Annotated in this window: 6 protein-coding genes; 5 read left to right on the forward strand and 1 reads right to left on the reverse strand. The window is 63.2% G+C overall.

What is annotated here, in order from left to right:
- Nucleotides 1–41 precede the first annotated feature (41 nt).
- The gene (gene smc, locus P9230_RS29435) at nucleotides 42–3,500 is read left to right on the forward strand and encodes a chromosome segregation protein SMC (protein ID WP_278121450.1); all 3,459 of its coding nucleotides are present in this window, start codon (nucleotides 42–44) and stop codon (nucleotides 3,498–3,500) included.
- A 29-nt stretch (nucleotides 3,501–3,529) separates the two neighbouring features.
- Here the strand turns inward: smc and P9230_RS29440 are convergent, their stop codons facing one another.
- Complete coding sequence (locus P9230_RS29440) at nucleotides 3,530–5,242, reverse strand: HAD family hydrolase (protein WP_127246396.1); 1,713 nt, start codon at nucleotides 5,240–5,242, stop codon at nucleotides 3,530–3,532.
- A gap of 3 nt (nucleotides 5,243–5,245) precedes the next feature.
- On the opposite strand from P9230_RS29440, the gene P9230_RS29445 reads away from it, so the two are divergent.
- The 4 genes from P9230_RS29445 to P9230_RS29460 all read left to right on the forward strand — a co-directional run bounded on the left by P9230_RS29445 (nucleotide 5,246) and on the right by P9230_RS29460 (nucleotide 11,201).
- Nucleotides 5,246–5,524 carry a hypothetical protein gene (locus tag P9230_RS29445; RefSeq protein ID WP_127246395.1) on the forward strand — a complete coding sequence of 93 codons (279 nt, stop codon included), beginning with the start codon at nucleotides 5,246–5,248 and terminating at the stop codon, nucleotides 5,522–5,524.
- Between the two features lie 647 nt (nucleotides 5,525–6,171).
- On the forward strand, nucleotides 6,172–7,554 hold the full coding sequence (locus tag P9230_RS29450; RefSeq protein WP_127239396.1) for a calcium-binding protein: 1,383 nt from the start codon (nucleotides 6,172–6,174) through the stop codon (nucleotides 7,552–7,554).
- Nucleotides 7,555–8,143: 589 nt separating this feature from the next.
- Nucleotides 8,144–9,877: a type I secretion system permease/ATPase gene (locus P9230_RS29455; RefSeq protein ID WP_164748217.1), complete on the forward strand. Its 1,734-nt coding sequence runs from the start codon at nucleotides 8,144–8,146 to the stop codon at nucleotides 9,875–9,877.
- Nucleotides 9,870–11,201: an HlyD family type I secretion periplasmic adaptor subunit gene (locus P9230_RS29460; protein WP_067327876.1), complete on the forward strand. Its 1,332-nt coding sequence runs from the start codon at nucleotides 9,870–9,872 to the stop codon at nucleotides 11,199–11,201. Before P9230_RS29455 ends, P9230_RS29460 begins: the two co-directional genes overlap by 8 nt.
- Nucleotides 11,202–11,698: the final 497 nt, after the last annotated feature.

Below are 11,698 nucleotides of genomic sequence, written 5' to 3' on the forward strand. Positions count from 1 at the left end.
CTGCTTGGCTTCGGCATATTGGTCTTTGCGGAGCGGCGCGAATGAAGTTTTCGCGCCTTCGCCTCCTCGGTTTCAAGTCCTTCGTCGAGCCCGGCGAGTTCGTCATCGAACGCGGGCTGACCGGCATTGTCGGGCCGAACGGCTGCGGCAAGTCCAACCTTGTCGAAGCGCTGCGCTGGGTGATGGGCGAAAGCTCCTACAAGAACATGCGCGCGTCCGGCATGGACGACGTGATCTTTTCCGGCTCCGGCGCGCGGCCGGCGCGCAACACCGCCGAAGTCACGCTCTTCCTCGACAATTCGGACCGCACGGCACCCGCCGCCTTCAACGACGCCGATGAATTGCAGGTGTCGCGCCGCATCGAGCGCGAGGCGGGCTCGCTCTATCGCATCAACGGCAAGGAAGCGCGCGCCAAGGACGTGCAGCTGCTCTTCGCCGACCAGTCGACCGGCGCTCGCTCGCCCTCCATGGTCGGCCAGGGCCGCATCGGCGAGCTGATCCAGGCAAAGCCCCAGGCGCGCCGGGCGCTGCTCGAAGAAGCCGCCGGTATCTCCGGCTTGCACACGCGCCGGCACGAGGCGGAGCTTCGGCTGAAGGCGGCCGAACAAAACCTCGAACGGCTTGACGATGTCGTCGGCGAGTTGGAAAGCCAGATCGACAGCCTGAAGCGCCAGGCGCGCCAGGCCTCGCGCTTCAAGAACCTGTCGGCCGACATCCGCAAGGCCGAGGCGACGCTTCTGCATCTGCGCTGGACGCTGGCCAAAACCCAGGAAGGCGAAGCGCGTTCGGCGCTTGCCGTTGCCACCACGCTGGTCGGTGACCGCGCCGCAGCCCAGATGGCCGCTGCGAGGGAGCAGGGCATCGCCGCTCACCGCCTGCCCGACCTGCGCGACGCGGAAGCGGCCGCGGCGGCGGCCTTTCAGCGCCTGTCGATCGCCAAGACGCAGATCGAAGAAGAGGCCGGCCGCATCCGCTCGCGCCAGGCGGAGCTGGAGCGGCGCCTGCAACAGCTCGATGCAGACATCGCCCGCGAGGAGCGGATGGTGCGCGACAATGCCGACATTCTCGAGCGTCTCCGCGCCGAGGAAGCCGAGCTCAATTCGGACAATGCAGGTGCTGCCGAGCGCGAAGCCACCACCCGCGCCGCCTTCGAGCAGGCCGGCGCGACGCTCTCGCAGAGCGAAGCCAGGCTTGCCGCGCTGACGGCCGAACGCGCCGAGGCGGCCGCCTCGCGCCACCAGATCGAGCGCACTTTGCGTGAGACCGCCGAGCGCCGCGACCGCTTCGCTCGCCAGCTTGCCGAGGTCGATCGCGAGCTCTCCGATATTGTCACGCGCATTTCCGGCCTGCCCGATCCCGCCGAGAAGCGGCTGCTGGTCGAGGACGCGCTTGCCCGGCTGGAAGAGAGCGAGTTAGGCGCCATCGCCGCCGAGCAGGCGGTCGCCGAAGCGCGCGCCGCCGAAAGTGCTGCCCGTCCGCCTCTGCAGGATGCCAAGGCCGAATTGCAGCGCATCGAGACGGAAGCGCGCACGCTGGCCAAGATACTCAACGCCGCGAGCGGCGATCTCTTTCCTTCGGTGCTGGAGCAGATCAGCGTCGAGCGCGGCTACGAGACGGCACTTGGCGCCGCGCTCGGCGAGGACCTCGACGTGCCGCTCGACCGCAGCGCCCCGGTGCATTGGGGCGAGAGCGCGGTTCAACCGGGTGACGCGGCACTGCCCGAAGGCGTGAGGAGCCTGGCGCGTGTGGTCCGCGCGCCGGCACAGCTTGCCCGCCGCCTGGCGCAGATCGGCATCGTCGACGCCGCCGATGGCCGTCGCCTTCAAGCGCAGCTCGCGCCCGGCCAGCGGCTGGTCAGCCGCGACGGCGCGCTCTGGCGCTGGGACGGCTTGACGGCCAGCGCCGATGCGCCAACCGCTGCCGCGCAGCGATTGGCGCAGAAGAACCGCCTGGCGGAGCTCGATGCCGAGGCCGTGCAGGCGACCCGCGTCGTGCGCGAGGCCGAGGAGGCGCTGGCGCGCGCCGAGCAGGCGATGCGCCAGGCGAGCGAGGCCGAGCGCAACGCGCGTCAGGCCGGCCGCGATGCCCAGCACGCACTGGACGCCGCCCGTAACGCGCTGGCCGAGGCCGAGAAGGCCGGCGGCGAGCTGGCGAGCCGCCGTGCTGCCTTGGATGACGCCCGCGCGCGCATCGTCGACAGCCATGAAGAGACGCAAGCCGCTTTCCTCGAAGCCGAGGAGATGCTCAGGGACGCGCCCGATCTCGGCGACCTGCAGCTCCAGCTCGAGCAGGCCTCCGCCAGTGTAGCTCGCGACCGCGCCACGCTTGCCGATACGCGCGCCGTGCATGACGGCCTACGGCGCGAGGCCGAAGCGCGCATGCGCCGGCTCGACGCGATCGGCACCGAGCGCAAGAACTGGCTGGAGCGGGCCGAAAACGCCTCGACGCAGATCGCCGCGCTTGGCGAGCGCAAGGCTGAGGCCGAAGCTGAGCGCGAGCGGCTGGCCGACGCGCCCGACGAGATCGACGCCAAGCGCCGTGCGCTGTTGAGTCAGCTTTCCGAGGCCGAGGCGCTGCGCCAGGCCGCCGGCGATCGCCTGCAGGAAGCGGAGACCAAGCAAGCCGAGCTCGACAAGGCGGCGACCGCGGCGATCCAGTCGCTTGCCGAAGCGCGCGAGACCCGCGTCCGCGCCGAGGAGCGGCTGACCGCGGCCGACGAACGCCGCGCCGAGGTCGAGGCTCGCATCCAGGAAGCGTTGAACACGCCGCCGCATCTCGTCATCAAGCATACCGGGCTAGAGACCGACGACCCGATGCCGGACATGGCCGAGGTCGAGCGCCAGCTCGACCGGCTGAAGATCGAGCGCGAGCGGCTAGGGGCCGTCAATCTGCGCGCCGAGGAAGAACAGAGGGAGCTGTCGGACCGCCTGGAAATCATCGTGTCCGAGCGCGAGGACATCATCGAGGCGATCAGAAAACTGCGCCAAGCGATCCAGAGCCTCAACCGCGAGGGCCGTGAACGCCTGCTGTCGGCCTTTGAGGTGGTCAACGGCCATTTCCAGCGGCTGTTTGCACATCTCTTCGGTGGCGGCACGGCCGAATTGCAGCTGATCGAGTCCGAAGATCCGCTGGAAGCCGGCCTCGAAATCCTCGCCCGGCCGCCCGGCAAGAAGCCGCAGACCATGACGCTGCTCTCCGGCGGCGAGCAGGCGCTCACCGCCATGTCGCTGATTTTTGCCGTCTTCCTTACCAATCCGGCGCCGATCTGCGTGCTCGACGAGGTCGACGCCCCGCTCGACGACCACAATGTCGAGCGCTTCTGCAACCTAATGGACGAGATGTCGAAAACGACGGAAACCCGCTTCGTCATCATCACCCACAACCCGATCACCATGGCGCGCATGGACCGGCTGTTCGGCGTCACCATGGCCGAGCAGGGCGTCAGCCAGCTGGTCTCGGTCGACCTGCAGGCGGCTGAGGCGATGCGCGAGGCGAGTTGAGGGCGGCTTGGCGTCCGGAACCGACTGAGTTACCTCTCCGGTGCCGTGGCTGGCGCCGTGTAACGCCGGCGCACGGCCTCCAGCACGCGCTTGCGGCTGTCCTCGGGCGATAGACGCTTGTCCTTCTCGGCCTCTGCCGTCTCGCGGGCGAGTTCCTTGTCCCTGATCTGTTGGCGGAACCATTTGGAATAGTCGCCGGCGCGCAGGTGATATTCCCAGGTCTTGTCGTCGATGCCTTCTGCCATTTGGGCGAAAATAATCAGGTTGTGGGCTCTGAGGTTCATCGCCTTTTCCGGCCCCGTGAAATAGAAACTGCCGGCCTCGTCGAGCTCGCCTTCGGCATATTTGCGGCTGTGCCGCTTCAGCGATTGGTGGGGTTCGATCGCCTTGACCGTGAACGGCTTCTTGCCGTCCTGCGGCCGCCACAGCAGAACCCGGTCACCCTTCGGCGAAGGAATGCTCTTGGGCGCCTCCAGCCCGGCCTCCTTGCAGAAGGTCTTGATCACGCTCTTCGCCTTCGGACCGAGCGCGATGACCGCCGTCACCAGGCGCAGGACCCCGGTCGAAATCGCTTCCGGATGCACGGTGATCAGCACCGTGCCCGGCAGCTCGAGCGACAGCACCGCGCGCGTGTCCTCGCGGCGCCGGGGCAGAAGGTGATGCGCCTCGTCGATGATCAGCCAATGCGGCCTTGCCGTGCGGTAGCGGACGCTGCCGAGGCCTGGCAGCAATTCGGCAAAGAAGTCGGGCCGCTCGTCGACCTTCAGCGCCAGCCCGTTGACCACGATATTGGTGCTAGGCTTTTCGATCAGCTCCAGCAATTGCTCCTTGCTGGGTGTAGTCGAGCCATCACCTAGCGGAACGGCGCCCTCCAGTCCGTCATAGTCGCCCTCGGGATCGAAAATGCAGAACTGCAATCCCTGTTCGGCAAGCCGCTCGGTGAGCGCTGTGGCCAATGTCGACTTGCCGATACCGGAGCTTCCGGCGATCAGAACGGTCTCGACGGGCGACAGATAGACCTTCTTGCCGTTGGCAGTTCCCAGCAGGACGCCGCGCAAGCGCTTGCGAGCTATCAGATGATCCTGCTTTATCAGCTTGCCGATCAGTTCTTCGACACCCTTGCCGCGCGCCTCCCTCGTGACGAGGTCGGCGGTTTCCTTCACGGCGGGCAATGCGTTGGCGACGGCGATGCTGCAACCCGAAGCCCTGAGGAAGGCGTGGTCGTTCTCGGCATCGCCGATGCCCACCACATTATGCGGCGACAATCTGAGGTCCTTGAGCGCAGCCGCCAGTCCGGTGGCCTTGTTGATGCCTGAGGGCAGGATCATCACCGCGCCCTTGTTAAAGATGATCTCCAGCTCAAGGCCGAGCTCCTTGATGACGTCGAGCACGGTGGCCTGGTGCGGCTCCCAGGTGGCAACGATCGAGCGGCCGACCGAGAGCGGCTTGACGCCGCGCTTCTTCAGTCTGTCGACGAAATCGGCGGAAGGCGAGGGCGAGATTGTTTGCTCTTCTTCGCTCGCCGGCGTGTAGATCAGCGCGCCGTTTTCGGCCACCACCTTGTCGAATAGCCCGACCTCCGGAAACACCTCTTTGAGATCGGGCAGTTCGCGGCCGGTGACCAGGATGAGCTTGCGGCCGGACTTCTTCAGCTTCTTCAGCGCCGACAGCGTGCTGGCGGTGACCAGTCCGTCATGCGCCAGCGTGCCGTCGTAGTCGGTGGCCAGTGCCATGAAATACATCGGGTGATCCTCTCCGCTGCCGGTCGCTCGGTCCGTCTGGAACAAACAACGTCTGTCGGCGGAAAAGGTTTAGGCCGGCGCTATCGCCTGCCTGGCGAGAAACCTGGCGTGGAGAAATGCAACTCATCGGAAAGAGAGAAAGGTTGGCTGGGTTCTGGAAAGGCGGGGCGTTTCTGGTCTTTAGGTCTGTTTGGGGTCGGCGCGTTGCTCCTGTGCCCTCTTGCAGATCTCATCCAATTTTTTTCGGACCCGGTCGTTATCGAACAACAGCTTGGCGCGTGAGAATCCTCTGCTACGAAGCTCCCATTCGATGGCAAGCCATCCTTCATAGTCGCCAGATAACGCAAGTTTCCCGGCTTCGCGCCACATAAGCACGTCACGCTCTCGGGACACACCCTTTCTCCGTGCTTTTGCGCGAAGCATATAGGAGGTCGGGCCGATATTGTCGAGGGACCTGCCCCACAGCTCGCCGCGACCAGAGCACGGACTTCCACTTCATATTGAGAGAGCGTGATCTCGAGCTGACGCAAATATCGGTCAGTTCATTGCCGGGCGCTCGACATCCCGGCGTGCGTTCTTGCCCCATAACTCACGGACGAATTTGATCGTCTCGCCAATCGTCCGGATTTCGATGATTTGCAACGATGGAACCCGTGCGCACCGTCTCCGCTCATGGACTGCTCCTGCGAGGCCGGTGGGTTTTGGAGGTGGCAAGGGATCGAAAGCCGCGTTGAGACCACTGAAGAGAATCCGCGCTGAAATCGCCGCGCCACCCAATTCCCGCGAGAGATATATTGTTACATTTTGAGACACTTTTTTTAAATTTTGTGATTTGCTCCATACCGCTAACCTGGGCTCTTTTGGCCGCGAGCCATTCGGGCTTCAGGCATGTTGGGCAGAAAGGGTGGGGGTGTGAAAGGTCGCCAAGAATGGCCGATACGAATACCATTGTCTTGAGCGGTGACTACGGCTACCGCCAATATAAAGCATCCGGTCTCCCCGCCGACACCACTATCGATGCCAGCAAAGCCTCGTGGATTGTCGCCAATCAGGGAAGCTCCACCAACCTCTATCCCTTCGCGGTCGTCAACCCCGGCGACAACCTCGTGGCGTCGGGCGGCACGATCAACGGCACGGTCTCCCAAACCGGCGCCTGGGAGGACGTTTACGTCAACTCCGCCGCAGTCCGCGTGAATTCAGCCCACAACTTTGTCATCGACGACTGGACGATCACCAAGCCCTGGGATGGCATCCGTGTCGGCGGCACTGGCACCTTCCTCATCGAGGATACCTATGTCGGCTACTCACGAGACGACGCGGTCGAGGACGACGACGTCATCGGCGGCACCATCCGGGATTCGCTGTTCGACCACGTGTTTTCCGGAGTGAGCCTTGGCGACGGTGACGTCGATGGGTCTGACAACACGGTCACCATGGATGGCATGCTTCTAGGCATGGGAGAGTATCTTCGCAAAGGCGAGATGACGCACGGTTCGCCGTTCAAACTGGACAAGGGCACAGGCGCTGACGATATCGTTCCTAGCTTGCGCTTCATCGACTGCGTGGTGGCGATCACCGACGTTGACCACAACGGCTTGGAGCGGGTGCAACGGGCCTGGGACAAGACGGTCGAGTCGCACGGCAATTACTATCTCAACCTCTCCGACACGCCACTGCCGGCGGATTATCCAATGCCGCCCGCCGGCTGGACGGTCCTTCAAGGCCAAGCGGCCCGCGATTACTGGGCCAACGCCAAGGCGGCCTGGCATGCAGCCCATGACGGGACGGACCCGCTGCCGTCATCTCCGGCCGTGCCGACCGACCCGCTACCGTCATCTCCGACCCTGCCGACGGACCCGACCCACGGAACGACCGGGAACGATACATTTGTCGGCACTGCCGCGGCCGATACCTTTGATGGCCTGGCTGGCAACGACACATTGCGGGGCAAGGGTGGCAACGACGTGCTGACCGGCGGCGCGGGCCACGACACCTTTGTGTTTGACACCGCCTATGGCGCCGGCAATGTCGACACGCTGACCGACTTCGACGCGGTAAATGACGCGCTCTATCTCGACAACGCCGTCTTCACCCAACTCGGCGCCGGTTCCTCGTCCAGCCCGACGCAGGTGAACTCGTCGTATTTTGAGTTGCGAGAACACGCCACCCATAGCAACGATCACCTGCTCTACAACCGGGCCACGGGCGTCTTGTCCTATGATCCCGACGGCTCGAGATCGGCCCCGCAGGTGGAAATCGCCCACCTGGAGCCCGGAGCGGCACTGACCTATCACGACGTATTCGTCGTTTGATCGTTCATGCGATCGGACCATGGCATGGCGAGGGGCGGGCGCGCCCCCCGCCGTGCCTGGTTCCGACGGTCACCGATCAGAAAGGCGGCGGACGCCGATCAAGTTGCCATAAACGTCGGCCGCATTGATCGCCGCGGATGCGCATGCGCTGGCCTTTGCGGTCGGCGCTGCCATCACCAATTCCAAACCGATCGGGCCGATGGCGGCGACACCATTATCGGCGGCCAGCTTGCTGCGGCGGCGGCGCTATTATTGGAGAACATGTAGCAACCAGAGTTTCACGCCGCCTCGTTCGCAGACGTCATTTTCACTGCCAGCAAACGATTGGCTGACTAGGGCAATTTCGAGGTTTGGACGATTCAATTCTCTGCTTGAGAATCAGACGCTTAGCGCCATCCTGGATTGGTGGTTCCTGGCGTCCCAGCCGAACTGGATGCCCGGTGGATAACTTCCGGTGAAAGTGAGGCTAGGCTGTCAAAAGGTCGCAAGCGATAGCGCGGCTGCTTGGCATGATATATAAACATTGTCTAAAATGATCGCTTAACCAAAAGAGACGATTTCGGGGATGCCCAGTTACACGAATAGAAGGGTGCTGTCGAAGAGCGTGGTCGAAATGGGCCTGTTCTCCGCGGTGATGAACACCCTGGTGCTAGTTCTGCCTCTCTACATGCTGCAGGTCTATGATCGGGTGTTGCCCGCCGCCAATTTGGACACGCTCACCTATCTAACATTGCTTGCGCTTTCGACGCTCTTGCTCTTCGGCGTGCTCGAAGTCGTGCGGGGTGTATACGCAAGCCGGCTCGCGGCGCGACTGGATGTCTCTTTGGGCACATCGTCTTTTCTCGCTGCAATGAGTGGCCCTCGCGCTGGCCTCGGCGATGTTCAAGCCTTGCGCGACTTGGCCACCGTGCGAGGCTTCATCGCTTCGAGAACGATTTTCTTTCTCTTCGACCTTCCTTTCGGGCCGATCTTCGTAGGCCTGCTCTATTTCATCCATCCGCTGCTCTTCCTCGTGACGGTCGTCGGGGCGGTTCTCATGGTCGCCATCGCCATGCTGAACCAGGTCGCGAGCTCGCGACCTGGCAAGGAGGCGGCGGAGAGTCTCAACGCCTCGATGAATTCGGCGCAGGCTTTCGCCCGAAACTTCGAAACCGTTCGCGCACTTGGCATGGTGTCCAACGCGATAGAATTCTGGGGCACCCGTTTTTCCGGCTCTCTACACGCCTCGGATGGGCTCGCTCGCATCAATTCGTTTTATGGCGGTGTATCGCGCACCACTCGTTCGACACTGCAGATCGCGATATTGGGGGCCGGCGCTTATCTGGTTCTGCACAACGAGATGACCGCCGGTATGATATTTGCGTCCTCGATGATTTCGGCGCGCGCTCTGCAACCTCTTGATCAGATCATTGGGAGTTGGCGGCAGATCATCGACGCCAATCTTGCGTGGAAGAGGCTTTCGGCTCTCCGGTCCGGGCTCGACAACCAGGAGAACGTAGCATTGCCGGCTCCTGAAGGAGCGCTAAGCGTGGAGCAAATAGTCTATCATCTTCCGGGCGCGGCCGATGGCTCGCTGCCGCTGATCAAGCGCTTGACCTTTGAGGTCGCCGCCGGCGAGACAGTCGCGATCGTAGGGCCGAGCCAGGCTGGAAAATCGACTTTGGCGCGCCTCATCGTCGGTGCGATCGCGCCCCGCTCTGGGGCGATCCGGATCGACGGCGGCGATATTCGGAACTGGGACCCGGAACAACTCGGCCGCCATATTGGTTACCTGCCGCAAGATGTGGAACTCTTCCCGGGAACCATCGCGCAAAATATCGCGCGGTTCGAACCGAATGCGCCCAGCGAGAAGTTGGTTCAAGCAGCCCAGCGGGCCCAAGTGCATGAGCTCATCCTGGGTCAGAGGGATGGCTACTCGACGCTGATCGGCCCGACCGGCGTTCGCCTTTCGGGTGGCGAGCGTCAACGCATCGGGCTTGCTCGGGCCTTCTACGGCGATCCCAAGGTGCTGGTTCTCGACGAGCCCAATGCAAATCTCGATTCCAACGGCGAAGCCGCGCTCGAGCGCGCGATTAGCGGGGCGCGTTCACGAAAAACGACCGTGCTTGTCATAACCCATCGGCCCTCTCTCGCTTCCAAATGCGATCGCGTATTGATGCTACGCAATGGCCAGGTCGAGATCTACGGTTTGACCAAGGGCGTGCTCGATAGACTTGTCGAGCGACGCGCCCAAGCGGGGTGGCCCGCAGCCTCTCAGTCGCGCGAAGGAGTGGTGCCTTTCCCCTCATCTGCTCGAGGCGAGATAAAGGTCGCTAATGACTAGCCAAGCCATCGGCGCCAGGACGTATAGCTGGCAGCGCAACGTCGACACACGCACAGATCGCATCACGCTCGCGGGGTATGCAAGCGTGTCCGTTTTCTTGCTTGGCTTCGTATTCTGGGGCGCAATGGCGCCGATTGCCGGAGCAACGATCGCGCCAGGAGTGATTGCAGCAGCTGGACAGAATGTCATGATCCAGCATCTCGAAGGTGGCGTGGTCAGCAGCGTCAAAGCTCGAGAGGGTGACAGAGTCTTACGAGGGCAGGCGCTGATCGTGCTCGATCCAACGGTGGCGCAGTCGCAGCTCAACCGAGTCCTCAAACAGTGGGTCGCACAAAAGGCTGAGATCGCGCGGCTCGAGGCAGAACGGGATGGCCTGGAGAAAATCGTCCTGCCCCGCGATTTAGGCGCCTACTCAGACGCGTCCGAATTCAGTGACGTCTTTGCAGAGCAAACCAAGGAGTTCCGGGCTCGGCTAGCGCGCTATGGCGCAGATCAGGAGATCCTTAGGGAACGGGTGGCAGCCCTTCAGGAAGCTGTTGCCGGCTTGAAGGCGCAAAAGGATGCTGCGGCAAACCAGCTCGCGATCGTCAATGCCGAGACGGAACGCAAAAAGCACTTGCTCGACAAGGGACTGACAAATCGTTCCGAATACACCGACCTTCTGCGCAGCACCGCCGAGTTGGTAGGTCAGGAGGGATCGCTGGAGGCGCAAATCGCCAGCGCGGCCACCCAGATCGTGGAAGCGCGCCAGCAGATTGAAAGACTAACAACCACCCGGGTCGAGGATGCTGTCACCGAACTGAACAAAGCCCGGGTAGAGGTGGCCGACCTTGAGGAACAAATCAACGCCGCTCGATCGGTCCTGGTGCGAACGACCATTCGTGCCCCGGCGGACGGCATCATCGTCCGCTCTCTGTACAATTCCGAAGGCAGCGTCATTCGTGCTGGCGAGCCTGCGATGGAGCTTCTGCCGACGAAGGAACTTATCGTCGAGGCAAAGATCAAGCCTGAAGACATCGATTCTATCCGAGTCGGCCAAGGCGCGAACATGATGTTCACGGCCCTGAACGCACGGACAACACCAAAAGTGCCGGGAAAGGTCTTCTACATTTCGGCGGACCGGCTGACCACTCCCAGCACTGGACAGCCCTATTACACCGTGCGGCTTAAGATGGCCGACAAGCTGCCACCGCAGGTCAAGCCCGAGCAGATCTACCCAGGCATGCCGGTCGAAACCTTCATTTCAACCGGCGAGCGAACCTTTCTGAGCTATCTGACCAAGCCGCTGGTGGACTCGTTCCAGCGCGCCTTTCGGGAAAGATAGCCCGATCCTGCCTCCTGCGGCCTTCAACCTTACCCGAAGTGGAACTCTTCCGCCGGATTATGCGCAACCGGGTTCGGCCACTCACGGTTCTCGGTTTTCATGGCCAAAACGTCGCACGCTCGTAGTGCTCGAGGCGACGGGCTTTGTGATGGCTGTCTCGCCACGTGATCGAGGGCAAGGGCGATCACTTATTGGGTCTGCGGTCGCCTTCCTCCCTCCTTGCCATGGTGAGCTGGCCTCGAAAGGATAAGCGGGATGATCCCGCCCATCGCGAGAGTGTCGATCTCGAAGTACCGCGGTCCCTTGCACCCGGACGGCATCGAGATGCATCTCGACGACAGCATCTATCTCGGCGACAAGCGGGAGTACCGTCTGCGCCGTGGGGGGGGGGGGGGGGGGGGGGCCCGCGGGCCGCCGCGCCCCCCCCCGGGGGGGGGGGGGGGGGGGGCCGGCGGGGGCGGGGGGGGGGGTGGGGGGGGGGGGGCCGCGCAAGAGAA

Source organism: Mesorhizobium sp. WSM4887, from assembly GCF_029625865.1.
GTDB lineage: Bacteria > Pseudomonadota > Alphaproteobacteria > Rhizobiales > Rhizobiaceae > Mesorhizobium.